Origin of the sequence: Klebsiella sp. PL-2018 (assembly GCF_019048985.1) — a bacterium.
GTDB classification, from domain to species: domain Bacteria; phylum Pseudomonadota; class Gammaproteobacteria; order Enterobacterales; family Enterobacteriaceae; genus Klebsiella; species Klebsiella michiganensis.
The window spans coordinates 2,552,887-2,577,887 of record NZ_CP077673.1; the positions used below are offsets into that span (position 1 = coordinate 2,552,887).

The 25,001-nt window shown below is 54.6% G+C and carries 26 protein-coding genes and 3 tRNA genes; 8 read left to right on the plus strand and 21 right to left on the minus strand.

Going from position 1 to position 25,001, the window contains the following annotated elements; translation table 11 throughout:
• Positions 1-8: 8 nt before the first annotated feature.
• The 10 genes from cydB to mdtK form a co-directional block, all read right to left on the minus strand.
• Positions 9-1,019, minus strand: a complete 1,011-nt coding sequence (gene cydB, locus MKleb_RS11785; protein ID WP_025105844.1) for a cytochrome d ubiquinol oxidase subunit II — start codon at positions 1,017-1,019, stop codon at positions 9-11.
• Positions 1,019-2,422 (minus strand): cytochrome ubiquinol oxidase subunit I, encoded by a 1,404-nt coding sequence (locus tag MKleb_RS11790; protein WP_025105843.1) that lies wholly within the window; start codon positions 2,420-2,422, stop codon positions 1,019-1,021. The genes cydB and MKleb_RS11790 overlap by 1 nt, the downstream gene beginning before the upstream one ends.
• A 62-nt stretch (positions 2,423-2,484) precedes the next feature.
• On the minus strand, positions 2,485-3,366 hold the full coding sequence (locus MKleb_RS11795) for a manganese catalase family protein (protein ID WP_025105842.1): 882 nt from the start codon (positions 3,364-3,366) through the stop codon (positions 2,485-2,487).
• Positions 3,367-3,385: 19 nt separating this feature from the next.
• Entirely contained in the window at positions 3,386-3,892 is a 507-nt protein-coding gene (locus MKleb_RS11800; protein ID WP_009653688.1) for a ferritin-like domain-containing protein, read from the minus strand.
• A gap of 32 nt (positions 3,893-3,924) precedes the next feature.
• Positions 3,925-4,422, minus strand: coding sequence for a YciE/YciF ferroxidase family protein (locus MKleb_RS11805; RefSeq protein ID WP_014229611.1), 498 nt, complete (start codon positions 4,420-4,422; stop codon positions 3,925-3,927).
• 88 nt (positions 4,423-4,510) lie between these two features.
• Complete coding sequence (locus MKleb_RS11810) at positions 4,511-4,696, minus strand: con-10 family general stress protein (protein WP_004136767.1); 186 nt, start codon at positions 4,694-4,696, stop codon at positions 4,511-4,513.
• A gap of 444 nt (positions 4,697-5,140) precedes the next feature.
• Positions 5,141-5,217, minus strand: a tRNA-Val gene (locus MKleb_RS11815).
• Positions 5,218-5,221: 4 nt separating this feature from the next.
• A tRNA-Val gene (locus tag MKleb_RS11820) sits at positions 5,222-5,298 on the minus strand.
• Between the two features lie 4 nt (positions 5,299-5,302).
• Positions 5,303-5,379 (minus strand) — tRNA-Val (locus MKleb_RS11825).
• Between the two features lie 210 nt (positions 5,380-5,589).
• Positions 5,590-6,963 (minus strand): MdtK family multidrug efflux MATE transporter, encoded by a 1,374-nt coding sequence (mdtK, locus tag MKleb_RS11830; RefSeq protein WP_014229610.1) that lies wholly within the window; start codon positions 6,961-6,963, stop codon positions 5,590-5,592.
• A gap of 229 nt (positions 6,964-7,192) precedes the next feature.
• Here mdtK and MKleb_RS11835 point away from each other — a divergent pair, with 229 nt between their 5' ends.
• Positions 7,193-7,828 carry a riboflavin synthase gene (locus tag MKleb_RS11835; protein ID WP_025105841.1) on the plus strand — a complete coding sequence of 212 codons (636 nt, stop codon included), beginning with the start codon at positions 7,193-7,195 and terminating at the stop codon, positions 7,826-7,828.
• A 48-nt stretch (positions 7,829-7,876) separates the two neighbouring features.
• Here MKleb_RS11835 and MKleb_RS11840 read toward each other — a convergent pair whose 3' ends face one another.
• Entirely contained in the window at positions 7,877-9,832 is a 1,956-nt protein-coding gene (locus tag MKleb_RS11840) for an NAD(P)/FAD-dependent oxidoreductase (RefSeq protein WP_196587685.1), read from the minus strand.
• 18 nt (positions 9,833-9,850) lie between these two features.
• Positions 9,851-11,023 (minus strand): L-lactate MFS transporter, encoded by a 1,173-nt coding sequence (locus MKleb_RS11845; protein ID WP_217076698.1) that lies wholly within the window; start codon positions 11,021-11,023, stop codon positions 9,851-9,853.
• Between the two features lie 286 nt (positions 11,024-11,309).
• Here MKleb_RS11845 and MKleb_RS11850 point away from each other — a divergent pair, with 286 nt between their 5' ends.
• Positions 11,310-11,852, plus strand: coding sequence for a PadR family transcriptional regulator (locus tag MKleb_RS11850; RefSeq protein WP_025105839.1), 543 nt, complete (start codon positions 11,310-11,312; stop codon positions 11,850-11,852).
• 42 nt (positions 11,853-11,894) lie between these two features.
• Here the strand turns inward: MKleb_RS11850 and cfa are convergent, their stop codons facing one another.
• Positions 11,895-13,043: a cyclopropane fatty acyl phospholipid synthase gene (gene cfa / locus MKleb_RS11855; RefSeq protein WP_014838673.1), complete on the minus strand. Its 1,149-nt coding sequence runs from the start codon at positions 13,041-13,043 to the stop codon at positions 11,895-11,897.
• A 298-nt stretch (positions 13,044-13,341) separates the two neighbouring features.
• Entirely contained in the window at positions 13,342-14,526 is a 1,185-nt protein-coding gene (gene punC / locus MKleb_RS11860) for a purine nucleoside transporter PunC (protein ID WP_025105838.1), read from the minus strand.
• Positions 14,527-14,638: 112 nt separating this feature from the next.
• Here punC and punR point away from each other — a divergent pair, with 112 nt between their 5' ends.
• Positions 14,639-15,550: a DNA-binding transcriptional activator PunR gene (gene punR / locus MKleb_RS11865; protein WP_004851483.1), complete on the plus strand. Its 912-nt coding sequence runs from the start codon at positions 14,639-14,641 to the stop codon at positions 15,548-15,550.
• A gap of 18 nt (positions 15,551-15,568) precedes the next feature.
• Here the strand turns inward: punR and purR are convergent, their stop codons facing one another.
• On the minus strand, positions 15,569-16,594 hold the full coding sequence (purR, locus tag MKleb_RS11870) for an HTH-type transcriptional repressor PurR (RefSeq protein WP_217076699.1): 1,026 nt from the start codon (positions 16,592-16,594) through the stop codon (positions 15,569-15,571).
• A gap of 296 nt (positions 16,595-16,890) precedes the next feature.
• Here purR and MKleb_RS11875 point away from each other — a divergent pair, with 296 nt between their 5' ends.
• Together MKleb_RS11875 and MKleb_RS11880 are read left to right on the plus strand one after the other, a co-directional pair.
• Positions 16,891-16,980: a cytochrome bd-I oxidase subunit CydH gene (locus tag MKleb_RS11875; protein WP_049082851.1), complete on the plus strand. Its 90-nt coding sequence runs from the start codon at positions 16,891-16,893 to the stop codon at positions 16,978-16,980.
• 164 nt (positions 16,981-17,144) lie between these two features.
• Positions 17,145-18,311, plus strand: a complete 1,167-nt coding sequence (locus tag MKleb_RS11880) for an MFS transporter (RefSeq protein WP_004851479.1) — start codon at positions 17,145-17,147, stop codon at positions 18,309-18,311.
• A gap of 56 nt (positions 18,312-18,367) precedes the next feature.
• On the opposite strand, the gene sodB is transcribed toward MKleb_RS11880, so the two are convergent.
• Both sodB and MKleb_RS11890 read right to left on the minus strand, forming a co-directional pair.
• Entirely contained in the window at positions 18,368-18,949 is a 582-nt protein-coding gene (sodB, locus tag MKleb_RS11885; protein WP_004851476.1) for a superoxide dismutase [Fe], read from the minus strand.
• A gap of 124 nt (positions 18,950-19,073) precedes the next feature.
• The gene (locus MKleb_RS11890; RefSeq protein WP_025105837.1) at positions 19,074-19,928 is read right to left on the minus strand and encodes a C40 family peptidase; all 855 of its coding nucleotides are present in this window, start codon (positions 19,926-19,928) and stop codon (positions 19,074-19,076) included.
• A gap of 339 nt (positions 19,929-20,267) precedes the next feature.
• Between MKleb_RS11890 and grxD the strand changes: the two genes are divergently transcribed.
• Entirely contained in the window at positions 20,268-20,615 is a 348-nt protein-coding gene (gene grxD / locus MKleb_RS11895) for a monothiol glutaredoxin 4 (protein WP_004102692.1), read from the plus strand.
• 51 nt (positions 20,616-20,666) lie between these two features.
• Here grxD and rnt read toward each other — a convergent pair whose 3' ends face one another.
• The 4 genes from rnt to MKleb_RS11915 all read right to left on the minus strand — a co-directional run bounded on the left by rnt (position 20,667) and on the right by MKleb_RS11915 (position 23,655).
• Entirely contained in the window at positions 20,667-21,311 is a 645-nt protein-coding gene (gene rnt, locus MKleb_RS11900) for a ribonuclease T (RefSeq protein ID WP_014229602.1), read from the minus strand.
• Between the two features lie 106 nt (positions 21,312-21,417).
• Positions 21,418-21,825 (minus strand): lactoylglutathione lyase, encoded by a 408-nt coding sequence (gene gloA, locus MKleb_RS11905; RefSeq protein WP_004119471.1) that lies wholly within the window; start codon positions 21,823-21,825, stop codon positions 21,418-21,420.
• 79 nt (positions 21,826-21,904) lie between these two features.
• Positions 21,905-23,002, minus strand: a complete 1,098-nt coding sequence (locus MKleb_RS11910; protein WP_217076700.1) for an alkene reductase — start codon at positions 23,000-23,002, stop codon at positions 21,905-21,907.
• A 53-nt stretch (positions 23,003-23,055) separates the two neighbouring features.
• Complete coding sequence (locus tag MKleb_RS11915) at positions 23,056-23,655, minus strand: TetR/AcrR family transcriptional regulator (protein ID WP_025105836.1); 600 nt, start codon at positions 23,653-23,655, stop codon at positions 23,056-23,058.
• 121 nt (positions 23,656-23,776) lie between these two features.
• Between MKleb_RS11915 and MKleb_RS11920 the strand changes: the two genes are divergently transcribed.
• Both MKleb_RS11920 and MKleb_RS11925 read left to right on the plus strand, forming a co-directional pair.
• Complete coding sequence (locus MKleb_RS11920; RefSeq protein ID WP_162140793.1) at positions 23,777-24,037, plus strand: DUF1289 domain-containing protein; 261 nt, start codon at positions 23,777-23,779, stop codon at positions 24,035-24,037.
• A gap of 48 nt (positions 24,038-24,085) precedes the next feature.
• Positions 24,086-24,982 carry an aldo/keto reductase gene (locus MKleb_RS11925; RefSeq protein WP_025105835.1) on the plus strand — a complete coding sequence of 299 codons (897 nt, stop codon included), beginning with the start codon at positions 24,086-24,088 and terminating at the stop codon, positions 24,980-24,982.
• Positions 24,983-25,001 lie beyond the last annotated feature (19 nt).

The window sequence follows — 25,001 nt, forward strand, 5'->3', positions numbered from 1 at the left end:
AGCCCACCTCAGTGATAGCCTTCATTTCCGGAAACTTTGCCGCGGAATACGTAGTAGCTCCATGCGGTGTAAACCAAAATCACCGGAATGATAAGCAGGGTTCCTACCAGCATAAATAGCTGGCTGGCCGGCGGCGCGGAGGCTTCCCACAGCGTGATATGCGGAGGGATGATATTGGGCCACAGACTGATGCCCAGGCCGCTGAAGCCGAGAAAAATAAGCCCAAGCGTCAGGAGGAAAGGGCGGGCGTGGCTTGCGGGATGAGCGCTCAGGCGCCAGATCCACAGGCTAAAGACAAGTACCAGAATGGGAACGGGCACAAACCAGTAGAAATTAGGCAGGGTAAACCAGCGTTCAGCAACGGACGGCCAGCCCAGCGGCGTCCAGACGCTGACCACGGCGATAACCGCCATCAGCGCCAGAAGCGTGTGACGGGTCAGCTCACGCATGCGCTGCTGCAGCGCGCCTTCGCTTTTCATGATAAGCCAGGTGGTGCCGAGGAGCGTATAAGCCACCACCAGCCCTAAGCCGCAGAACAGGCTAAAGGGCGTCAGCCAGTCCAGCGCTGAGCCGATGAACCTGCGGTCGGCAACCTCGAAGCCGCTGATGACCGCGCCCACGACTATCCCCTGGCTAAAGGTGGCCAACAACGAGCCGCCCACAAATGAGTAATCCCAGAATTTTTGATGAGAGGGGGTGGCCTTAAAACGAAATTCGAAGGCGACGCCGCGAAAGATCAGGCCAATTAACATGGCGGTGAGCGGAATCGTTAGCGCATCGGTGATGACGGCGTAGGCCAGCGGAAAGGCGCCGAATAGCCCCGCGCCGCCCAGCACAAGCCATGTCTCATTGCCGTCCCACACCGGGGCGACGCTGTTCATCATCACGTCGCGCTCGTTGGCGTTGGGCACAAAGCTGAAGACGATTCCGATGCCGAGATCGAAGCCGTCCATAACGATATACATCAGCGTGGCAAACACTATGATGACAAACCAGATAACGGGGATATCGATGCCCATTAGCGAGTCTCCTCTTCAGGCACGGCCTCTGCGGCGGAAAGGGGGCGAGCCGGCGTACCGGAGGTTGTCGATGTCAATTCGCTGACGGGCTGAGGCCCTTTCTGAATCAGCCGGATAATGTAGTAATAACCTACGCCAAACACCGAACAGTACACCACGATAAAGACCAGCAGGCTGACGATCATTTGCGCTGTGCTGTGGAGAGAGACCGCATCCCGGGTGCGTAATAAACCATAGATGACCCATGGCTGGCGTCCCGCTTCGGTCGTGATCCAGCCGGCCAGCAGCGCCAGCAGCCCCGCCGGCCCCATCGCCAGCGCAAACCACTGAAAGGCGCGGGAGTGAAAAAGACGCTGCCGGTAGCGGAGCCACAGGCTCCATACGCCGAGGGCAATCATCAACATGCCCATGCCGACCATGATGCGGAAAGACCAGAAGACGATAAGGGAGTTTGGCCGATTCTGCGGCGGAAAATCTTTCAGCGCCGGGACCTGCTTGTTCAGGCTATGGGTGAGGATCAGGCTGCCAAGCGCAGGGATTTCCAGCCCGTATTTGGTGCGTTCTTCATCCATATCGGGCACGCCAAACAGCAGCAGCGGGGTGGCTTCTCCGGGTTTGTTCTCCCAGTGGCCTTCTATGGCAGCGATTTTTGCCGGCTGATGTTCAAGCGTGTTGAGCCCGTGCATATCGCCAACGATAGCCTGGACCGGCGCGACCAGCAGGGCCATCCACATCGCCATGGAAAACATTTTTCGTATGGCCGGCGTATCATTGCCCCGCAGAAGATGCCAGGCGGCGGAGGCGCCGACGAACATCGCGCTGCTGAGAAAAGCGGCAATCGCCATATGGGACAGACGATAGGGGAAAGAAGGGTTAAAGATAATCGCCAGCCAGTCCTGGGGAATGACATGACCGTTTTCAATGGTAAAACCCTGCGGCGTCTGCATCCAGCTATTTGACGCGAGGATCCAGAAGGTTGACATCAGCGTTCCCAGCGCCACCATGCAGGTGGTGAAGAAGTGCAGGCCGGGAGGAACTTTGTTCCAGCCAAAGAGCATAACGCCTAAGAAACCGGCTTCGAGAAAAAAGGCGGTGAGCACTTCGTAAAGCAGCAGGGGACCGGTAATACTACCGGCAAACTGTGAGAAACCGCTCCAGTTGGTGCCGAATTGATAAGCCATGACCAGGCCTGAAACCACGCCCATCCCGAAATTAACGGCAAAAATTTTCAGCCAGAAATTATACAATGAGCGCCAGACGTCATCTTTTGTCCGCAGCCACATCCCCTCCAGCACCACCAGATAGCTGGCCAGTCCGATGGTAATCGCCGGAAAAAGGATATGAAAAGAGACGGTAAATGCGAACTGCAGCCGAGCCAGATTAAACGCGTCGAGTTCAAACATATTCCGGACCCCATCACAGAACACCCCCCCGAATTGAGCAGGGGGAAGTGATTAACAGCAGGTTATCGAGGACCAGGGCTTTTCTTGCCTGCGCCGAGCTCTGCGCCGGTCAGAGGATCGCCATCCGGATCGGATTGGGTCCGTTTCGCCATGGTTTTCGCCAGGGCCTTTTGTTTGGCCGTTAGCTTAACGCTGGCGCCACCCTCTCCGCCATCCACTGCAGGCTGTGGATTTGCCACATATTCGAAGTGCCTATCGCTATTCCAGCTACCGCGAATGTCGTCGCCCTCTGACATATTGTAGTAGGTGCTGGCGTATTCAGGGACGGGCGGTAATTTTCCTGGCGGATAGTTATTTCTGATGGACTGGAGCGCTTTTTCGAAAGAGAGCTGATGAGCGGCTTCCCGGGTCATCAGAAAGGCCAGCGCATCCTTCACTCCGTGGTCATCAGTGACGTTGATCAGGCGCTCATAAATGATTTTGGCCCGCGCCTCGGCCGCCACGTTGGAGCGTAAATCCGCGGTTGGCTCACCAATCGTATCAATATAGGCAGCGGTCCAGGGCACCCCGGCGGAGTTGGTCAGCGGCGTGCCTGCGCCATATAGCAAAGAGGTGATATGGCTGTCGTTACCGTTAGCGGTAAGCGAGCGGTACAGGTCGGCTTCGTTTTCCGCGCCTTCCGCCAGGGCGCCTTTGGCCCCTTTATTGAGCATGCCAACCAGCGAGCCGATAATTTCAAGGTGGCTCAGCTCTTCGGTGGCAATGTCCATCAGCATATCTTTACGGCCCGGATCGTCATCGCTCAGGCCCTGAGTAAAATACCGGCATGCGGCGGCCAGTTCGCCCTGGGGACCGCCGAATTGTTCCAGAAGAAGGTTCGCCAGTCCCGGATTCGGCTCGGCGACCCTTACGGTATACTGAAGCTGCTTAACGTGTCGGAACATAGGCTCTTATCCTTATTGCTTATTTTTTCGCTTCAACGCCTTCGGCTTCAGAGCGCAGAAGGAACTCTTCCGTTGTTTGCGGAATATGTTTCAGCAGCCAGTCGGCCATGGCCCGCTCTTCTGCCAGAATCGATTCGATGGCGGGGATTGAGGCGGTGTCGCCGGCTTTATTCGCGGCGGCAAGCAGGGAGGTATAACAGGCAATTTCAAACTGCTCAAATACATAACCGCTAATTGACCCTTTAACGATTTCATCGGAAGGGAACATCCCGCCAATGGATTGGCCCAACGCGGCCATTTTGCTCATGGAATCCTTCAGCACCGAGCGTGATATATTATTACGATCCAGAATCTCCTCCAGTACCGTAATTTGGCGTTTGGTTTCAGTTACGTGCTGTTGAATTCTGCTGCGCAGGTCAGGATAATTATCGATGCGGCTCGCCATGGATTCCAGCATAGATTCTGCCTGCTTTTCCATTGCATGCGCATCGCGTAGCCAGTCGTGATAATGTTCAAGATAATTCATAATCAACTCCTTAATATTGGTTTACCATCTGGCTATTTATTTTGGGCGTCTTTATTAATGTTGCCGACCGCCAGGTCAGTTAATTTAAGGTCGGTTGATTTTTCTTCTTCTAACGTTTCCGCTAAAAGTTTAACCGCTTTTTTATAGCCAAGCTGTTCTGCTAAAGTGGCGAGAGTGCCGTAGCTGGCAATTTCATAATGTTCAACCTTTTGCGCAGCGGCAATTAATGCCGCATCCCGCACTTCATTTTTCTCCGTGCTCTCAATAACTTCGTTAGCTTCTTCAATCAGCCCCTCCATGGCCACGCATTTCATCCGTTTAATTTTGATATCAGGCTCTTGCTCGACAATTTGATCGATACGTTCAATTTGCCCCTGAGTCTCCTCCAGGTGGGCCTTGAACGCGGCGCTAAGCTGTTCGCTGGACGCCGCTCTGGCGAGTTTCGCCAGGCCGCGGGTTAATTGTTTTTCTGCGCTATATGTATCCGATAAAAGATGAATAAAAACGTCTTCTATGCTCTTCATATTCATATTAATTACCTTTATAAACGGAGAATAACTGCGAGTCCGCAGACTCGCAGGATACTCTTTTAGTTACAAGAGAATGAGGCGATTAATATCAGGAATTATCAGATTTACGCCCGCCGCCATGGCTATTTTGGCCGCCTTTCTTACCGGCCTCAGATGCGCGCTGCGGATCGTTTTTAAAGTTACCACCGCTGTGCTGACCGCCTTTACGTCCTGCTTCAGATGCTTTATCACGGTCTTCAGCGAAATTACCGGAACCACCACGATGTTCTGCCATATTTTCATACCTCTGTTGTTGAGTTTATGTCAGGAAGATACGCTTCAGGTACGTATCCGTTGTCGTTCAGAAATTAAATTTAGTCGTTATTTTTGAACAGTCAAACCGGTTTGTGGTGATATTTTTTGAAATACTCTGAATTGCGCTGCTGTTACCGTTTCGCTTGTTTTTAATGAATGTCAGCATAACGGGTTATGATCTAACGAAAGATTTTTATTCGCGAGGGAATATCGGCGGGGCCGCTGCGTTAATAAATGCAGCGTAGACGCGGCGCAGGGCTTTACGTCAATTTACATAAGCGCAGGAAATAAGTTGTCGGAATGGTGAAAGATATTAAGGACGCGACCGGGAAAAATCAGAAAATAGCGTATTGCCAGTGCTGAGAGTAATTTTCGGATATTTCAATGCGGGAAATAAAAGGCACCACATCACGAGGCTGTGAAATGGTGCGTCCGAGTGGACTCGAACCACCGACCCCCACCATGTCAAGGTGGTGCTCTAACCAACTGAGCTACGGACGCATTATGGTGCGTTTAATTGGACTCGAACCAACGACCCCCACCATGTCAAGGTGGTGCTCTAACCAACTGAGCTATAAACGCATTATGGTGCGTTCAATTGGACTCGAACCAACGACCCCCACCATGTCAAGGTGGTGCTCTAACCAACTGAGCTATGAACGCAATGTTGCAGTGGCAACGGGGACGCATATTAGCGGGAGGGAGGGGTTGTGGCAAGAGGCAAACGTCACTTTTCTTCCAGATTTCTCACGATCGCAGAAGTTTTATCCATATTGGTTATATTTTACTGATGCAAAAGAATATTTCTTCACCAGCTTGAGAAAACGGCGCTGAATCAGCGCCGTTGGATAGCGACTTCTCTTCCGTGACGGGCTAGCGCGCCGCGCGTTGTAAAATGACGCTGGAAGGCTGACGCTGCAGGAAACGCATGCGCAGCATCATCATTACGGCGGCGGAGGTGAGGCCAATAATAAAGCCGCACCAGAACCCGGCGGGGCCCATGCGCGGTACCACGATATCGGTCAGCGCCAGCAGGTAGCCGCTCGGCAGTCCCAATACCCAGTAGGCGGTAAAGGTGATAAAGAAGATGGAACGCGTGTCTTTGTAGCCGCGCAGAATCCCGCTGCCGATCACCTGAATGGAGTCGGAAATCTGGTAGATCGCCGCCAGCAGCATCAGCTGGGACGCGAGGGTAACCACCTCGGGATTATCGTTATACAGCAGCGCGATTTGCTTGCGCATCAGAATGGTGAAAACCGCCGTGAAAACGGCCATGCACACCCCGACGCCGACGCCGGTTCTGGCTGAGGTCTGGGCCTCCAGCGTGGAACCCTGCCCGAGACGGAAACCGACGCGAATGGTCACCGCTGCCGCCAGCGAGAGCGGCAAGACGAACATCAGCGAGCTGAAGTTGAGGGCTATCTGATGCCCGGCGACGTCAACGATCCCCAGCGGCGAAACCAGCAGCGCCACGACGGCGAAGAGGGTCACTTCGAAAAACAGCGCCAGCGCAATCGGCAGGCCCAGCTGTACCAGACGCTGGATGACGGCAAAATCCGGTTTGCTGAAGCGCTCTGTGTGATGAATATCGCGCATCGAACGCGCGCGGCGCACCCAGAAGAGCATGCTGAAAAACATGACCCAGTAAACCGATGCCGTCGCCACGCCGCAGCCGATACCGCCGAGCTCCGGCATACCAAAGTGTCCGTAGATAAAAATGTAGTTCACCGGAATGTTGACCAGCAGACCGATAAATCCCATTACCATACCCGGCTTGGTTTTCGCCAGGCCTTCACACTGGTTGCGAGCGACCTGAAAGAACAGATAGCCGGGCGCGCCCCACAGCAGCGCCCGCAGGTAGCCGACCGCCTTCTCTGCCATCGCCGGGTCGATGTTATGCATTGAGCTGATAATGTAACCAGCGTTCCACAGCACGACCATCACCAGCAGGGAGACGAAGCCAGCCAGCCAGAACCCCTGGCGTACCTGGTGAGCGATACGCTCGCGACGGCCGGAACCATTCAGTTGGGCAATAACGGGCGTCAGGGCCAGCAGCAGGCCGTGGCCAAAGAGGATCGCCGGTAGCCAGATAGAGGTGCCGATGGCGACGGCCGCCATGTCGGTGGCGCTATAGCCACCCGCCATCACGGTATCGACGAAGCCCATGGCGGTTTGCGCCACCTGGGCGAGTATAACGGGTATAGCCAGTGCTAATAACTGACGCGCTTCAATAAAATACTTCTGCACGTAAACACCTTTATATTGTTGTTATTGGAGGACTAAAAAAGCCGCCATATGTGGCAGCAAGAAGAAAAGCAGAGGGATTTGCCAGACTATTGTAGCGAGGATTAGCCATTTAGCCAGTGAAAAAATTCCACTGCACGTTGTGCGCTGGCAACCTGTTTTGCCACCTGTTATTGTTCGTCATAGCCTAAAACGGTACTGATACCGTCACGAATTTATACAGGAGCAAAATATGTTTACCGGTATTGTGCAGGGGACCGCCAAAGTGGTGGCGATCGATGAAAAACCTAACTTTCGCACCCACATCGTGGAGCTGCCTGAGCATATGCTGGCGGGGCTCGAAACCGGGGCTTCCGTGGCGCACAACGGCTGCTGCTTGACCGTCACCCATATAGACGGCGCGCGAGTGAGTTTTGACCTGATGAAAGAGACCCTGCGTATAACTAATCTGGGCGAGGTTGGCGAGGGCGACAGCGTTAACGTTGAGCGCGCGGCGAAATTCAGCGATGAAATTGGCGGTCACCTGATGTCCGGCCATATTATGACCACCGCGGAAGTAGTGAAAATTCTCACCTCGGAAAATAACCGCCAGATCTGGTTTAAGGTTCAGGACCCGACGTTGATGAAATATATCCTCTATAAAGGCTATATCGGCGTAGATGGGATTAGCCTCACCGTCGGTGAAGTGACGCCAACCCGCTTTTGCGTTCATTTAATTCCGGAAACGCTGCAGCGCACCACGCTTGGGGTGAAAAAGCTGGGCGATCGGGTGAATATTGAAATCGATCCGCAGACTCAGGCGGTCATCGATACCGTCGAGCGCGTGCTGGCGGCGAAAGAGGCGGCACTGAAAACGGCGGCAGAATAGCGCTATTTCGCAGCCCGGGACGAGCCCCCGGGCTGCCATTTTACGCCATCAAATATCCATTGCTGCATGGTGGCCTTGATAAATCGCGGTAGTAATTGTCGATACTTTTACGCAATCTCCCACCTGAGCAACCCACGGAGCGCAATCGCGCAGCTGTTCAATTGTTTCATGGCGCGCGCGCTGTCCCAGGGCGCAAATCACGCCTTTCCCGGCAATCTTTACGTTGCTGCCGCTACTGTCTATGCATATCACCCCGTCGTCGGTGATTTCTTGCGCCCGGTACTGGCAGAAAACGGCAATCCCGGATTTAGCGATTTCTTCCAGTAGCAGCGGACGGTGGCGGATATTGGCATCGGGTGAGAGCGAGTCATTCATCTCCACCAGTTTGACTTGTTTACCCTGACGGGCAAGATGAATCGCCACTTCACAACCGGCCAGACCGCCGCCGAGAACAATAACTTCATCGGGAAGCGTCTGATGATGAAGGTGATAATTATTGATCAGCACTACGTTGTCGTTATGGATACCTTTGATTGGCGGAACGTTGGGCTCAGAGCCAGCGGCGATAATCAACGCATCCGGGGTTAGCGCGTTTGCCAGCGCGGGGGTGACCGCAGTATTTAAGCGAATATCGACGCCCGCATCGGCGCAAAGTTTACCCAGTGTCACGCCCAGCTGATACATTTCATATTTGAAGGGAATGGCCTGCTCACCAATAAGAATTCCGCCGACCTCATTATTTTTCTCACAGAGGATAACGTCGTGCCCGCGTCTTGCTGCCGTCCAGGCTGCCTGTAGTCCGCCAGGGCCAGCCCCAACCACCAGAACACGCTTTTTCTGCGGCGCTGGCTGAATTTCAAGTCCATCGCGCTCCCGGCCAATAAGCGGATTAACGGTGCAGCGGCGGGTTGAGGTTTCCGCGCGTTCTGCCATACAGGTAAAGCAGCGCAGGCAGCGAATAATCGTTTCGTCCTGGTTGGTCATGACTTTTTTCGGTAGCTCGGGATCTGCAAGCAGGGCGCGGGCCATTTCCACAATATCCGCCTTACCTGAAGCGATGATCTCTTCCATCATTTGCGGATCGTTTAATCCGCCGACGGTAGCCACGGGAACCTGGACATGTTTTTTTATTTCGGCGGCTAAATAGACGTTGCTGCCGTGCGGTAAAAACATTGAAGGGTGCGTTACGCCAAACCCGCGCTGATAGGTCCCGGCGGAGACGTGAAGAATATCAATGTGACTTTCCAGCAGTTTGGCTATCTCGATGCCTTCCTGTAAATCATATCCGCCCTCGAAGAGCTCCGAGCCGCTCATCCGAAATTCAATAGGGAAGTCTTTACCTACCGCGCGGCGTACGCTTTGCAGGACTTCAATGGCGAAGCGGACCCGGTTTTCCCGTGAACCGCCATAGCAATCGGTACGATGGTTAAACCACGGCGAAAGAAACTGATTGATAAGCCAGCCGTGCCCGCCGTGTACCATCACCATCTCAAATCCGGCTCTTTTAGCCAGCGCAGCCTTTTCACCATAGGCCTCGACGATCTCGTGGATTAGCTCAGGCGTCAGTTCATGAACTGCCCGGCCGTCGGGGCGTGTACCCTGGCTCGGTCCCCATTGATACAATCCTTCTTTCTTATTTTTATCCGTTAGATAGGTTCCCGCATATTGACCTGAGTGCGATAGCTCAACGCTGGCGATTGCGCCATGGCGGCGGATGGCATCGGCGGTGTAGGTAAAGCTGGCCAGCGAACCGGGAGTTTGCAGATCCAGATGAAACATATGCGAACCTTCGGTTTTCGGGTGTACCACCAGTTCGCTGACGGTGACATTAGCGACGCCGCCCTTCGCACGGTTTTCATAAAATGCCGTGGAAGCCGGACCAATGGTGCAGTCAGCGGTAATATCGGTCCCTCCCATTGGCGCGCCAAACATACGGTTTCGGAAATAGACATTGCCGATTTTAATTGGCTGGCAGAGATGGGGATATTTTCGGGTGATAGTCATGCGTTAATTCTCCGGAAATTATTTAAGCTGAGCGTTTATATTTATCAGGCGGAAGATGAGGGCGAGCAGCAGCGCGGCAACGCTGAATGCGATACCGATCGGAAAGGCGCTGTGGTAACCGCGCGTTGCGGCAAACGTTGAGGTCATGATGGTTGGCCCGACGTATCCGGCGATAGCAAAGCCGCAGAACATGATGCCGAAGTTCACGCTGTTATGCTGGGCGCCGAACTGATCGGCCGTAAAACCGGGGAAGACGCCCATAAACGCGCCGAAACAGAGGCCGATAGCGGAGATGCCGGTGTAAAACAGCGCATCGTCGCCAATACCTGTGCAATAGAGGGCGTAAAGGCCTGGAATCGAGAGAATACAGGCCAGCATCAGGGTGTTAATTCGGCCAATTTTGTCCGAAATACTGCCTGCCAGTATGCGACCCAGCACGTTGAAAAGCGCAAGGATGGAAACGGCCAGGGTTGCTGCGCCGGTGGACATCCCAACCATAAGTTTTGCCAGCGGGGAGGCCAGCGAAATACACATCAGCCCGGCGACCGCGCCGCAGGTCAGCATGATAAGCATCAGATAAAAATTGAGGCTGGACAGCATTTGGCGCCAGTTTTTATTCCCTGACGGCGCCCCGGTTCGCGCCTGTTGTGGCGGTTGCCAGCCGTCCGGAATAAAACCGTTTGGACATTTGTCGATAACAAAAGCGCAGGCGCAGACAATAACGGCGAATGCGAGTCCGATGATTTTAAAGGCGGAAAGAATTCCGGCCTGCGCGGTAATTAATGCGGCAATAGGGGGAATAATGACGGAGCTGATACCAAACAGCGCGGTGGTGACGCCGCCGACAAAACCGCGTTTATCCGGGAAAAACTTAATGGAGGTACCGATCGTTGCACCGTACACCATGCCTAAGCCCAGCCCGGTTAAGATCCCGTATGCCAAGATCAGGTGGCTGATTTCTGAAGCGAAGCCGCAGAGGATCATCCCACCACCAAACATCAATCCGCCGATAAAAATAACCAGCCTGGGGCCGAGCGTATCGTTTATTTTTCCGCCAGCGATCATCGTAATAGGGCCAACGGAGTTACAGATAACAAAGACGATAGCCAGGTTGGCTGAGGTTATGCTGGTGTTGTGTAGCTGGGAGAGGTAATCCGCCATTGGCGCGGCAAAAATGCTCCAGGCGTACATAGACCCCACACATAGGTTGATAAAACAGCTGGCTATCAGGATCCGCCATCTTTTCCTTGAGTAATCCATTATTTATCCTCGATATAATTTTTCTATTCAGCAACAAAATCAATGTTTTATTAACATGTGCTGGTTTTAAATGATCCTGACGAAACGCTAAACCACACAAATAATCATGTCAATATTTACATGTTTTTTTTGACATGATTGTTCAGGGGGAAAGAAGGAGAAATGAGGAGGAGGACGCATGATATACTGCGCATGAAAAGACCACGGGTGAGGCGCAATGAGAGTTTTAACTTATGCCATTCTTGGCTTACTTAACCGCACGGCGATGACCGGCTACGACATCAGTAAGGCGTTTAACCACGAGCTGGCAAAGTTCTGGCACGCCAAACATAGCCAGATCTACGGCGAGCTTAAGAGCATGTATAACGACGGGCTGGTGACTTACGATATTGAGATTAGCGGCGATATTCTGGAAAAGAAGAAGTACAGCATTACCGATAGCGGGCGGGATGAGCTCCTTCGGTGGCTGCATAAGGACGAGCCGATAGAGAAAACGGCGAAAGATGTTTTTCGGGTTCGTATGTATTTTTCCCACTATCTGGACTTGGCCACGCGCATCCATCTGCTGGAAAACCAGCGCATACAGCATCTTGAGCGATTGAATATTTTACAAAAAACGATGGAACAATATCCGCAGGTTCCGCCTCTTGAAAGCGACAGGTTTGGCGATTTTATTGTGCTTGAAGGGGCAATATGTCGTCAGGAGAGCGTCCTGCGTTGGATTGATAAATGCATTGGCTATTGCCGTAGCGGCAAGTAAGAGAAGAAAGCACCTGCGCCAACAGCGCAGGTGAGGGAGCGATTAGCGGGCCACGCGCAGGCCGTGTTCGGCCCCGCGAGAAAAAACCACCTGCCAGAGCTGAATATCGCGCGCGCGGAAAGCGCCAGCGCAGGCATTCAGATAATAGCTAAACATACGTTTGAAGCGTTCCGAGTAGTTGTCGGCGATTTCCGGCCAACTGGCGAGGAAGCGCTCATACCAGGCCATCAGCGTCGTGTCGTAGTCGGCACCAAAATTATGCCAGTCTTCCATAACGAAATGCGATTCGCTGGCTTCGGCAATATGGCGCACCGACGGCAGGCAGCCGTTAGGGAAGATATATTTGTTAATCCACGGGTCAACGCTATGATCGGTTTTTTTCGAACCGATGGTATGCAGCAGGAAACGACCGTCGGGTTTCAGATTACGATCGACCACATCAAAATAGGTGGCGTAATTTTTAGGCCCGACATGTTCGAACATGCCGACGGAAACAATACGATCGAAGCTTTCGTGCAGGTCGCGATAGTCCTGGAGCAGAATGGTGACGTCGAGGTCCGCGCAGCGCTGCTGCGCCATTTTCTGCTGCTCTGCCGAGATGGTCACGCCAACCACGCTGACCTGGTAATGTTTGGCCATGTAGTAAGCCAGCCCGCCCCAGCCGCAGCCGATATCCAGCACCCGCATCCCTGGCTCAAGCTCAAGTTTACGGCAGATCAGATCTAATTTTGCCTGCTGCGCGTCATCGAGAGTCTGCGCGTCTTTCCAGTAAGCGCAAGAGTACTGCATATAGGGGTCGAGCATGCGGCTGAACAGATCGTTACCTAAATCGTAATGCTCTTTACCGACAATCCAGGATCGTTTTTTACTTTGCAGATTGAATAAGCGTGCGCTGGCGATACGCAAGGTATCTTTGAAATGATGGGGAAGCTGATTTTCCAGACCGGCGCGTAAAACTTTATGGAAAAATATATCCAGCCGCTCACAATCCCACCAGCCGTCCATATAGCTCTCGCCTAACCCCAGCGACCCTTCCTGTAAAACGCGCTTAAAAAAGAGAGGGTTTTTAATTCGCAGGTCGGAGGGAGCAGGACCATTAATTTCAATGCCCGCACGGCCTAATAATTCAGCTGCAATTCGGTACCAGTCATCATTTGGTACACTTACTTCTTCTATACACGATGAACTCATAGCTTCTCCATCACGCCCAAGTGATCAGAACCTTAAAACAGCGTAGACGCTTTTTTGGCTTTGTGAGAAATCTCACGGATAATCCGTGAGGCTGCTATCCGACGTAGAACAGAGGAAGGGAGATAACCCTTGCCGAAAGGCCTTCCATGGTGAAACGGGATGCATCCTGCTCCCGTTAAAATCAATTAGTTTTCTATTTATGTGATGCCGGATCCAGTATAGGCCGCTAAAAACAGGCTTTCAACAAAAATATCTTAGCAAGCTAATTACTGGATCTTATCACTATCAGCACATTACCTTAAGCATGTGACGATTTTGTTGCCAGATGCGCGGCTTTGTGCTGCATGCGGTAGCCCATCCCGGCCAGCACGATGGAGACCAGCATCACGCTGGTGGTCGTTTGCAGCGGGGTGGCAATCAGCGTCGAGACCAGCAGGCTGGTAAGGAAACAGAGGCCAAGCTGCAGGGTGTTTTGCAGCGCAGCGGCGCGGCCGGTCGCCTGCGGGAATGGCTTCAGGGCCTGCGCGACGACGATAGGGTAAATACCGCCATTCACCACCGCCATGGCGCAGAACGGAATCATCAAACCAACGAGCGTGGCGTTTTCCCGCAGGCCTACCAGCCAGGTGGCGGCGACGCTGAGGGCGAAAATAGCCAGCAGCCAGGGCAGAATTTGCTGGCCCTGCCATTTTTGCAGCGCCGCGCGGCAGCCATAACCGCCCACCAGAAACGCGATAGTTTGCGGAACGTAGCTCAGGCCGATAACGGTCGGGCCATAGCCCATTTCATGAAGAATAAACGGCGACCCCGTCAGCCAGGCAAAAAAGCTGGCGGAACAGGCGGCGTAGATGAGCACGTTACCGCTATACTCGCGTGAGCGCAGCAGGGTGAGAAACGTGAGCTTCTGCTGGGCGCTGGCAACCGGTTTGTTCGCTGGCTTCAGGCGCAGGGCGGGCAGCATCAGCAGCAGGGTAATCGCGAACAGCACGGCAAAAATAGCCTGCCATTCAAAATGGACCAGCAGCCAGCTGCCGAGCAGCGGCGCCAGCGCGGGCGATAAACCGACCAGCGGCATAATGGCGGCGAAAATCCGGTTGGTTCTTTGCGCTGGATAATAATCGGTGACCATCGCCTGCCAGGTCACCGCGGCGGCGCAAACCCCCAGGGCCTGAATAAATCGCAGCGCGAGCATCAGGTTGGCATCGCGAACCCACAGCATCCCCAGACAGCCGATAGCAAAAATGGCCAGCCCGCTCAACAGCACCGGCTTGCGGCCATAGCGATCGGAAAGGGGCCCCCAGAAAAGCTGGCCCAGCGCAAAGCCTGCCAGGAACAGGCTCAGGCTGGCGCTGACGGAGGCCGCAGAAGTGTTCAAATCTTGTTGCATGGCGGCGAAAGCCGGAAGATACATATCGGTCGCCAGAAAGCCCAGTACGCTGAGTCCAGCCAGCCAGACTAAAAATCCTTTCCCAGGTTGTTGCATCATCTTCTCTTTTTATTGTTGCAGGTACGATGGCGCAGAGTGTAGGGAGTGCATTAAGGCTTGTGAAACGCTAATATTTGTCAGGTGAATTCAAAAATTTTGCAGGCAGAAAATGTGGTCCGAATACTCGCTTGAAGTTGTCGATGCTGTCGCCCGCAACGGCAGCTTTAGCGCCGCAGCGCAGGAACTGCACCGCGTACCCTCGGCCGTCAGCTATACCGTGCGTCAGCTGGAGGAGTGGCTGGCGGTACCGCTGTTCGAACGCCGTCATCGTGATGTGGAATTAACGCCGGCCGGCGTCTGGTTTTTACAGGAGGGGCGTTCTGTTATCAAAAAAATGCAGATCACCCGCCAGCAGTGCCAGCAGATAGCCAACGGCTGGCGCGGGCAGCTCTCTATTGCGGTGGATAATATCGTTAAACCCACGCGCATGCGGCAGATGATCGTTGATTTCTATCGTCATTTTGATGACGTCGAACTGATTGTTTTTCAGGAGGTGTTCAACGGCGTCTGGGATGCGCTCGCCGACGGTCGCGTGGAGCTGGCCATCGGCGCGACGCGCTCAATTCCGGTAGGGGGCCGCTACGCCTTTCGCGATATGGGAATGCTGAGCTGGGACTGCGTCGTCGCGAGCCACCATCCGCTGGCCAAAATGGCCGGGCCTCTGAGCGATGACGTCCTGCGCAACTGGCCGTCGCTGGTCAGGGAGGATACCTCGCGCTCGCTGCCGAAGCGGACCACCTGGCTGCTGGATAACCAGAAGAGGGTGGTGGTGCCGGACTGGGATGCCTCAGAAACCTGTCTCTCCGCCGGACTGTGCGTCGGTATGGTTCCCGGGCATTTAGCGCGCCCGTGGCTTGATAGCGGCGCATGGACGGCGCTGGAGCTGGAGAACCCCTTCCCGGACGCCGCATGCTGCCTGACGTGGCAGCAAAGCGATGCCTCGCCGGCGCTGCTATGGCTGCTGGATTACCTTGGCGATAGCGAAACGCTAAACCGGGAGTGGCTGCGGGCGCCGGAATGACCGACGCCGCGGGAAAGGTTAACGGCGATAATCAACAAACGGGCCGTCGGCCACGGAACGGCGCTCGACCAGGCGAGGGTGGACTTCAATCGACTGCGAGATTTCACGCTTATTAACGATGCGGTCCAGCAGCATGTTAAACGCCGCTTCGCCAAGAGAGTCTTTAGGCTGATGAATGGTGGTCAGCGCCGGGCTAAAGTAGCGGGCGTTGCGCACGTTATCATAACCGATCAGCGAAATATCCTGCGGCACGCGCAGACCCATTTCATCCGCCGCGCAGATGGCGCCCATCGCCATAATATCCCCGCCGCAGAAGATGGCCGTTGGGCGAGGATGCTGGCCGAGAATCTGCTGCATGGCGCGGTAGCCGGATTCCGGCTCAAAATCGCCCTGCACAATCCAGTTTTCCGGAACGCTAATATGCGCCTCTTCCATCGCTTTCATAAAACCTGCCAGCCGGCCTGCGCCGGTGTTACGCTCCAGCGGGCCGGGGATCACGCCGATATCGCGATGCCCGCGTTCAATAAGGTAGCGCCCGGCGATATAGCCGCCTTCAAAGGCGTTATCGACAACCGAGTCGGTGAAGTCGGCTTTTGCCTCGCCCCAGTCCATCACTACCATCGGAATATGACGATACTCTTCCAGCATGCTTAACACCGACTCCGGATACTCGGAGCACATCACCAGCAGGCCGTCTACGCGTTTCTGCGCCATCATTGACAGATAGGCGCGCTGTTTCTCAGGGTCGTTCCACGCGTTGCCGAGGATCAGGGTGTAGCCCTTCTGGAAGCAGCTCTTCTCGACGGCTTCGATAATCTCAGCGAAATAGGCCGCTTCGCTGCTGGTTGCCAGCAGACCAATAGATTTGGTGTGATTGACCTTCAGGCTGCGGGCAACGGCGCTGGGGGAGTAATGCAGTTCTTTTATTGCCGCCCACACCGCATTGCGCGTCTCTTCCGCAACGAATCGGGTTTTGTTAATCACATGTGACACTGTTGTAGTGGAAACGTTTGCGCGCTTCGCTACATCTTTAATAGTTGCCATTACTTCTCACTCCAGACCTTGACCTGATCGTCTGTTTATCGGTACGTAAACGTTTGCCTGTACACACCCTGGCGCCAAAATTGAGCATGGCATCACGTCGGGAAAACGACACAGAACGACAGGAAGGGGTCAATGGCCGATACGCTTTCAAATTAGCGTGGGATTTTGTCCGATCTTGGGGCAAAGGGGAAGAGCAAAAATGTGCATCACTCTAAATCTCGGAAGATTTTTACGCTATTCTGTGTAAAAATGAGCAAGCTCACTTTTCATGTGGGGATAATCAGGGGGAAAAATTGATGGATACAAATTTAAAGTTTTCGCTGACGACGACGATTATTGTTCTGGGTTTGATTGTTGCCGCAGGTTTGACCGCCGTACTGCACTAATTATGCGATAAGGGAGGGGCCGCTCTCCCTTTCTCTCCGCCATTATTATCATTTTCGCAAAAATCTTTTGCCATTTCGTTCACTTTTGTTTTTCTGTGATTGATGTCATGCTTTTGACTTCTGATGAGATGCCGTCGCGGAAGGCGGCCTGATGGAGTCCCTGCATGAAAATCAATTTTCCCCTGCTCGCGCTGGCGATCGGTGCCTTTGGTATCGGCACAACCGAGTTCTCCCCGATGGGGCTATTACCGGTTATCGCTAAAGGCGTGGACGTTTCGATTCCGGCGGCGGGAATGCTGATTAGCGCCTATGCCATCGGCGTGATGGTCGGCGCGCCGCTGATGACTCTGCTGCTCTCCCACCGCGCGCGCAGAAATGCGCTGATCTTTCTGATGGCGATTTTTACCCTCGGTAACGTACTCTCTTCCATTGCTCCGGATTACACCACGCTGCTGCTGTCGCGCATTATTACCAGCCTTAACCACGGCGCCTTCTTCGGCCTGGGTTCAGTGGTGGCGGCGAGCGTTGTGCCAAAACACAAACAGGCCAGCGCCGTGGCGACGATGTTTATGGGGCTGACGATAGCGAATATCGGCGGCGTTCCCGCGGCGACCTGGCTGGGCGAAACCATCGGCTGGCGGATGTCGTTTCTTGCCACGGCGGGGCTGGGCGTGATTGCGATTATCGGTCTGTGGTTTTCTCTACCGAAGGGCAGCGCCGGCGAGCGCCCTGACGTCAAGCAGGAGCTTTCCGTGCTGATGCGTCCGCAGGTGCTGTCGGCGCTGCTGACGACGGTACTGGGGGCAGGGGCGATGTTCACGCTTTATACCTATATTTCTCCCGTTTTGCATACCATCACCCACGCCTCTCCGCTGTTTGTGACCGCCATGCTGGTGCTGATTGGCGTCGGCTTCTCGCTGGGTAACTACCTTGGCGGTAAGTTTGCCGACCGTTCCGTTAGCGGGACGCTGAAGGGCTTTCTGCTGCTGCTGATGGTTATCATGCTGGCGATCCCGCTGCTGGCGCAATCGCAGGTGGGCGCGGCAATCAGTATGGTGGTCTGGGGCGCGGCGACCTTTGCGGTGGTGCCGCCTTTGCAGATGCGCGTGATGCGCGTCGCCCACGAAGCGCCGGGGCTGTCATCATCGGTCAATATTGGGGCTTTTAACCTCGGAAACGCGCTGGGCGCGGCGGCGGGCGGCGCGGTGATCTCTGGCGGCCTGGGCTATGCCTTTGTCCCGGTGATGGGGGCGATTATCGCAGGCGTGGCGCTACTGCTGGTGCTATTCAGCGGCCGGGCGCAGCCGGAAGAGGCGTTCGCCAACCGTTAATATTGCGTGAAGTCATACAATAACCGCAGAAGCTGCAAGGCTTCTGCGGTTTGCTTTTATGCAGCCAGATTAGCAGCAACAAACTTCCAGTTTACCAGCGCCCAGAAGTGCTCCAGATAGTTCGGACGGGCGTTACGGTAGTCGATGTAATAAGCGTGTTCCCAGACATCCACGGTCAGCAGCGGAGTTGCGTCGCTGGTCAGCGGCGTACCGGCGTTGCTGGTGGAGACAATAGCCAGGCTACCGTCGGCGTTTTTCACCAGCCAGGTCCAGCCTGCGCCGAAGTTTTTTACCGCTGCGTCGGTGAATTTGGCTTTGAAATCAGCGAAGCTGCCGAAGGACTTAGCAATAGCCGCCGCCAGTTCGCCTTGCGGTTCGCCGCCGGCGTTCGGCGCGAGGCAGTTCCAGTAGAAGGTGTGGTTCCAGACCTGAGCTGCGTTGTTAAAAACGCCGCCATCGGAAGAACGCACGATCTCTTCCAGGGTTTTGCCTTCAAACGGGGTGCCTTTGATCAGGTTATTCAGGTTGGTGACGTAGGCCTGGTGGTGTTTACCGTAGTGGTATTCCAGGGTTTCTGCGGAAATGTGCGGCGCCAGGGCGTCTTTTGCATATGGTAATGCAGGTAATTCGAACGACATTGCTACTCTCCTTTTTATAGTTTGCCTGCGTAATAACCATGTATTACGCAGGGTAATAATAGTAGCAAATTAAAAGATGTGGCAAAAGAGAGAGTTACCCTGCCGCCGCAGCGACAAGGCACAATTAGCGAATGGTTTTCGGCGTCATGACGCGACGCGCGCCAACGTAGTGGCGTACCCAGTAATCGTCGCTTAATGAGGTGATCTGAATATCGCGGCCGGTACGCGGAGACTGGATAAATTTGCCGTTGCCAACGTAAACCCCGACGTGATCGGCAGTGCCGCGCCCGCGGGTGCGGAAGAAGACGAGATCCCCACTTTGCAGCTCGCCGCGATCCACCGGACGGGCGTCGCGCAGGTGATACATCTCATTGGCGGTGCGCGGAATGTGAATTTTAACCAGGTCCTTATAGGCGTAATAGACCAGACCGCTACAATCAAACCCGGTACGCGGAGAGGTGCCGCCCCAGCGATAGGGTTTGCCAATCTGATCCATCAGCTTGGACATGGCGGTGCTTTGCGCCTTTTGTACCCGAGCTTTATGCGCGTCGGCAATGGTCAGCTGCGGCTCGTCGGCAACCGGTTTGCAGCGGGTTTTATAGCCTTTACGCACCACGCACTTTTTCTGCACGCTTGCGGTTGCCAGCTTGCTTTCCGCTATCGACCTTGTCGAGCTGGCGCACAGTTTTTTATAGCCTTTGCGTAGAACGCATTTTTTTGTGGCGCTGGCAGTCTGGCGTGACGCGGTTGATTTGCTGCGGCTGGCGGTCGACGTTTTCTTGCTGGGGGTTTTGGCGGTGGTTTTACTTTTAGAACTGGCTGCTTTTTTCTTACGCTCTGCGGTCGTGCCCTTGGCCGGATGCGCTTTTGGCGTGGCCGAAGCGTGCGTATGCCCGGAAGCATGCGCCAGCGGCGTAAGTGAAATAGATGTGAAAAGTAATGCACAGAGCGAAATCGCGATTTTGTTAAGACGCGCCACTGAGCAATCCCCTGATTAAATTACAGACATATACAGATGCCTGACGATGAATGACAAACCGCATCGATTCTAAAGCATAAAATCGTGGAGAGTTACTACTCTTTTGTATCTAACGTCTCGTTTGGTTAACATTTGCAAAAAAATGCTTCCGTCAGCGGTACCCGCGCGTGAAAAACGCGCAACGCGTTGCCGCGTATAGCAATAAAATGATATTTTTAAGGCAACTTATGCCGACAGAAGATAAAATGTGGCAAGTGAAAAAAATGTTATTATCGGTCCTGCGCCCAGGGCGCTACAATGACAAATTACTGCCGTAAAGAAGTTTAAGGAAGCACGACAATGAGCACGACTTTAGAAAAAATCCAACGTCAAATCGCTGAAAACCCGATCCTGCTGTACATGAAAGGGTCGCCGAAGCTGCCAAGCTGCGGTTTCTCCGCTCAGGCCGTTCAGGCGCTCTCCGCCTGTGGCGAACGTTTTGCCTACGTCGATATCCTGCAAAATCCGGACATCCGCGCAGAGCTGCCGAAATACGCTAACTGGCCGACCTTCCCGCAGCTGTGGGTTGACGGTGAACTGGTCGGCGGCTGTGACATCGTGATTGAAATGTATCAGCGCGGCGAACTGCAGCAGCTGATCAAAGAAACGGCCGCGAAGTACAAGACTGACGAACCGAAAGCCGAGTAATTCGGCTGCCAATAAAAAAGCGACTTCCGGTGAAGTCGCTTTTTTTATCGCTTACTCTTCGGCCACGGGTAATGGCCAGCCGCCAAGGCGCTTCCAGCGGTTGACGATTTCGCAGAATAGCTGGGCGGTTTGCTGGGTATCGTAAAGCGCCGAGTGTGCCTGGGTACCATCAAATGCCATTCCCGCGGCAATACAGGCTTTCGACAGCACCGTTTGACCCAGAGCCAGGCCGCTCAGAGCCGCGGTATCGAAGGTCACGAACGGATGAAAGGGGTTACGTTTCAGGCCAGCCCGCTCTGCCGCCGCCATGGTAAAGCTGTGATCGAACGTGGCGTTATGCGCGACCATAATCGCGCGGCTGCAGTCGCTCTCTTTCATTCCCTTGCGGACCATTTTAAAAATCGCGTGCAGCGCATCGTATTCGCTCACCGCGCCGCGCTCGGGATCGTTAGGGTTAATACCATTAAAAGCCAGCGCTTCGGGCTGCAGGTTGGCGCCTTCAAAAGGCTCAACATGAAAATGCAGCGTTTCGTCCGGCATCAGCCAGCCTTCCTCATCCATTTTCAACGTAATAGCGGCGATCTCCAGCAGGGCGTCGGTTTTGGCATTAAACCCGGCGGTTTCAACATCGATTACCACAGGATAAAAACCGCGAAAACGGTCGCACAGACCATTAAGTTGAACGTTCTCGGACATCAGATTCTCTTAGCTGGAAAAAAGTAGCGCGCATTATGGCAAATTTTGCCGCGGCTTGCAGCAGGAAGGGGATAAAACAGCAGGCACCGCGGGTGCCCGCAGCCGATCAGTTGCCGAGGCCTTTTCCGGCGTCTTTCTCTTCAATCAGTTCAATTTTATAGCCATCCGGATCTTCGACGAAGGCGATGACGGTGGTGCCGCCTTTGACCGGGCCGGCTTCACGGGTCACGTTGCCGCCGTTCTGGCGGATACGCTCGCAGGCTTCGGCCGCGTTTTCAACGCTGAGCGCGATATGGCCATAAGCGCTGCCGAGATCGTACTTATCAACGCCCCAGTTATAGGTCAGCTCAATCACGGCGGTATCGCTCTCTTCGCCGTAACCCACGAATGCCAGCGAGTATTTATACTCAGTGTTTTCGCTGGTGCGCAGCAGTTTCATGCCCAGCACGTTGGTGTAAAACTCAATAGAACGTTGCAGGTCGCCAACGCGCAGCATGGTGTGAAGTAAGCGCATAATGTCCCCTATGCAGTTTATTTTGATACATCAGAGCGTTGAGTATAGCGGCGATAACCCGCCGCTATCAATGGAGGGATTACAGGGTAGGGTAATCGGTATAACCTTCCGCGCCGCCGCCGTAGAAGCTTTCCGGACGCTGCGGATTCAGCGCGGCCTTCTTCTGCAGGCGCGCGACCAGATCCGGGTTGGTAATATAGTCGCGACCGAAGGCCACGGCATCGATCAGGCCTTTACCGATCAGATCGTTTGCCTTTTCCACCGTGTAGGCGCCAGCGCCGATAATAGCGCCCGGGAAGCGGTCGCGGACTTTCTGACGGAATTCATCGCTGTACGGTTGGCCGCCAGCCCAGTCCGGCTCGGACATATGCAGGTAAGCAATACCGCGTTTGGCCAGCGCTTCGATGAGATAGAGCGCGTCGGCTTCTTCATTCGGGCCATTATCGACGTTCTGGAAGCTGCCGATAGGCGAGACGCGAATCCCGATACGGTCGGCGCTCCACTCTTTACTCGCCGCATCAACCACTTCCAGCACCAGGCGAGCGCGATTTTCCACGCTGCCGCCGTACTGGTCAGTACGATGGTTGGAAGAAGGGGAAAGGAATTGGTGCAGCAGGTAGCCGTGCGCGGAGTGCAGTTCGACAAGGTCAAAGCCGGCATCGCGGGCGTTGCCTACCGCCTGGCGGAAATCATCAACGATCCCCGGGATCTCGGCGGTTTCGAGCGCGCGCGGCATCGAGGTGTCTACGCGAATAGCGTGGCCGTTTTCATCACGCAGCGAGGTACGGGTGCCCGCGCTAATGGCCGATGGCGCAACCGGCGCGGCGCCACCCGGCTGGATGCTGCTGTGGGAAATGCGCCCGGTGTGCCACAGCTGAACGGCAATACGCCCGTTTTCGGCGTGTACGCCGGCGGTAATTTTTTTCCATGCGGCAATCTGCTCCGGGCTGTGCAGGCCCGGTGCGCCCGCGTAGCCTTTAGCCTGAGCGGAGATCTGGGTAGCTTCGGAAATAATCAGGCCTGAGCTGGCGCGCTGGCGGTAGTATTCGCCCATCAGCGGGGTAGGAATATCGCCCGGTTCAATGCTGCGCAGACGCGTCAGCGGAGCCATAAACACGCGATTCGGTACGGTTACCGCACCCACTTTCAACGGGGTAAACAACTTTGATTCTGACATAATGACTCCTGAGTAGACCGGTCGTCTTGAAACGGGGTAAATAAAAACGCCTGTTAAACGGCAGGCGCAGCAATAATACGTTTGGCGTGGGCAAGGGCGCTTTCCAGCGGCGTTGCGCTACGCGTAATTTTAGCCTGCAGATTCGCCCCCAGCCACAGGGAGTAAAGCACCTGCGAAAGCGTTAAGGCGTCGCCCTCAAACGCAAGGCTGCCCTCCTGACGGCCTTTCTCCAGCGCATCGCCGAGGAGAACGATGATCTGGCTGGCGCCTTTATCCATCGCGGTGCGCATATCTTCCGACAGATCGCAGACCTCTGCCGACAGCTTCACCGTCAGACAGCCGCTGATGATGCCCTGCTGGCAAAACTGCGTCAGCGTATGCTGATAGTAGGCCAGGAGGCGGTCGCGATAGTTCCCCTCGCCGTGGTCAAAATGATCGACCAGGCGCTGAAGATATCCGGCGTAGTGATGGTCGAGCAGCGCAACGCCAAAGGCTTCTTTAGAGCGAAAATAGTGATAGAAAGAGCCTTTCGGCACCTCCGCTGTTTTCAGCAGTTCGCTCAGACCCATACCGGTAAACCCCCGATGCATGCAGAGCTGCTCGCCGGTGGCCAGGATATGTTCGCGGGTGTTACATTCACTGTGCTTGTTCATGGCGCTCACTGTAATAGACCGATTGGTCTAACGCAAGTCATATTTAAAAATGCCGCCTGGCGCAGAGGCTGATGAACAAAATTTGCGTACGGCGGATGAAACGTCTTCAATAAAGAAAGAGATGAGCGGCAGGAGAGGCGAAGTGGCTGAACAACTGGAATTCTTCCCGGTACAGAGTCCGTGCCGGGGGATTTGTCAGTCTGATGAACGCGGCTACTGTCGGGGGTGTATGCGTAGCCGCGACGAGCGTTTCAACTGGCAGAAAATGAGCGATGCGCAAAAGCAGGATGTTTTGCGTCTGTGCCGTCAGCGGCTACTGCGCAAATTACGCGCAGCTAAGCAGGATAGTGCGGAAGAACCGCAGCAACCCTCACTGTTTTAAGCCTAAAATTGCGTATACTCAGGGCACTTTTTTATTGAGGAAGCTGTTATGGTTCAGCGTATTGCTATGGCTCCGCAGGGGCCGGAATTCTCTCGTTTTGTGATGGGCTACTGGCGTCTGATGGACTGGAATATGTCCGCTCAGGCGCTGATGGGCTTTGTTGAGCAACACCTGGATCTGGGCATTACCACCATCGATCATGCCGATATTTACGGTGACTATCGCTGCGAGGCGGCGTTTGGCGAAGCGCTAAAGCTGGCGCCGCATCTGCGCAGCAGGATGGAAATTGTCACCAAGTGCGGGATTGCCACGAAAGCGCGGGCGGAAAACACCATCGGCCACTATATTACCGACCGCGACCATATTGTTCTCAGCGCGGAGCAGTCGCTGCGTAACCTTGCCACCGACCATATTGACCTGCTGCTGATTCATCGTCCGGACCCGCTGATGGATGCGGATGAAGTGGCGGAAGCCTTCCTGGCCCTTCACCATAGCGGCAAGGTTCGTCACTTCGGCGTATCGAACTTTACCCCCGCCCAGTTTACCCTGCTGCAGTCGCGCCTGCCGTTTACCCTGGCGACCAACCAGGTGGAAATTTCTCCGGTTCATCAGCCGCTGCTGCTTGACGGTACGCTGGATCAGCTTCAGCAACTGCGTATTCGCCCGATGGCCTGGTCCTGCCTCGGCGGCGGTCGTTTGTTTAACGACGACAGCTTCCAGCCGCTGCGCAATGAGCTGGCGCGCGTTGCTCAGGAGCTGAATGCGGAGAGCATTGAGCAGGTGGTGTATGCCTGGATCCTGCGCCTGCCGTCGCAGCCGTTGCCGATTATTGGCTCAGGGAAAATGGAGCGCGTGCGTTCCGCGGTGGTGGCCGAAAAGCTGAAGATGTCCCGCCAGCAGTGGTTCCGTATCCGCAAAGCGGCGTTAGGTTACGACGTTCCGTAAACCCCATCACCTCCGCAAT

What these genes read in the sequence shown, in the direction of transcription:
- rnt (WP_014229602.1), bottom strand. Translation starts at nt 21,311, where the DNA reads ATGTCCGAGAACGTTCAACTTAATGGTCTGTGCGACCGTTTTCGCGGT.
- purR (WP_217076699.1), bottom strand. Translation starts at nt 16,594, where the DNA reads ATGGCAACTATTAAAGATGTAGCGAAGCGCGCAAACGTTTCCACTACA.
- MKleb_RS11840 (WP_196587685.1), bottom strand. Translation starts at nt 9,832, where the DNA reads ATGACTATCACCCGAAAATATCCCCATCTCTGCCAGCCAATTAAAATC.
- cydB (WP_025105844.1), bottom strand. Translation starts at nt 1,019, where the DNA reads ATGGGCATCGATATCCCCGTTATCTGGTTTGTCATCATAGTGTTTGCC.
- MKleb_RS11810 (WP_004136767.1), bottom strand. Translation starts at nt 4,696, where the DNA reads ATGGCAGAACATCGTGGTGGTTCCGGTAATTTCGCTGAAGACCGTGAT.
- punC (WP_025105838.1), bottom strand. Translation starts at nt 14,526, where the DNA reads ATGCAACAACCTGGGAAAGGATTTTTAGTCTGGCTGGCTGGACTCAGC.
- grxD (WP_004102692.1), top strand. Translation starts at nt 20,268, where the DNA reads ATGAGCACGACTTTAGAAAAAATCCAACGTCAAATCGCTGAAAACCCG.
- gloA (WP_004119471.1), bottom strand. Translation starts at nt 21,825, where the DNA reads ATGCGCTTACTTCACACCATGCTGCGCGTTGGCGACCTGCAACGTTCT.
- MKleb_RS11805 (WP_014229611.1), bottom strand. Translation starts at nt 4,422, where the DNA reads ATGAATATGAAGAGCATAGAAGACGTTTTTATTCATCTTTTATCGGAT.
- sodB (WP_004851476.1), bottom strand. Translation starts at nt 18,949, where the DNA reads ATGTCGTTCGAATTACCTGCATTACCATATGCAAAAGACGCCCTGGCG.
- MKleb_RS11850 (WP_025105839.1), top strand. Translation starts at nt 11,310, where the DNA reads ATGAGAGTTTTAACTTATGCCATTCTTGGCTTACTTAACCGCACGGCG.
- MKleb_RS11915 (WP_025105836.1), bottom strand. Translation starts at nt 23,655, where the DNA reads ATGAACAAGCACAGTGAATGTAACACCCGCGAACATATCCTGGCCACC.
- cfa (WP_014838673.1), bottom strand. Translation starts at nt 13,043, where the DNA reads ATGAGTTCATCGTGTATAGAAGAAGTAAGTGTACCAAATGATGACTGG.
- MKleb_RS11880 (WP_004851479.1), top strand. Translation starts at nt 17,145, where the DNA reads ATGAAAATCAATTTTCCCCTGCTCGCGCTGGCGATCGGTGCCTTTGGT.
- MKleb_RS11800 (WP_009653688.1), bottom strand. Translation starts at nt 3,892, where the DNA reads ATGAATTATCTTGAACATTATCACGACTGGCTACGCGATGCGCATGCA.
- MKleb_RS11920 (WP_162140793.1), top strand. Translation starts at nt 23,777, where the DNA reads ATGAGCGGCAGGAGAGGCGAAGTGGCTGAACAACTGGAATTCTTCCCG.
- MKleb_RS11910 (WP_217076700.1), bottom strand. Translation starts at nt 23,002, where the DNA reads ATGTCAGAATCAAAGTTGTTTACCCCGTTGAAAGTGGGTGCGGTAACC.
- punR (WP_004851483.1), top strand. Translation starts at nt 14,639, where the DNA reads ATGTGGTCCGAATACTCGCTTGAAGTTGTCGATGCTGTCGCCCGCAAC.
- MKleb_RS11845 (WP_217076698.1), bottom strand. Translation starts at nt 11,023, where the DNA reads ATGTACGCCTGGAGCATTTTTGCCGCGCCAATGGCGGATTACCTCTCC.
- MKleb_RS11835 (WP_025105841.1), top strand. Translation starts at nt 7,193, where the DNA reads ATGTTTACCGGTATTGTGCAGGGGACCGCCAAAGTGGTGGCGATCGAT.
- MKleb_RS11790 (WP_025105843.1), bottom strand. Translation starts at nt 2,422, where the DNA reads ATGTTTGAACTCGACGCGTTTAATCTGGCTCGGCTGCAGTTCGCATTT.
- MKleb_RS11795 (WP_025105842.1), bottom strand. Translation starts at nt 3,366, where the DNA reads ATGTTCCGACACGTTAAGCAGCTTCAGTATACCGTAAGGGTCGCCGAG.
- MKleb_RS11925 (WP_025105835.1), top strand. Translation starts at nt 24,086, where the DNA reads ATGGTTCAGCGTATTGCTATGGCTCCGCAGGGGCCGGAATTCTCTCGT.
- MKleb_RS11875 (WP_049082851.1), top strand. Translation starts at nt 16,891, where the DNA reads ATGGATACAAATTTAAAGTTTTCGCTGACGACGACGATTATTGTTCTG.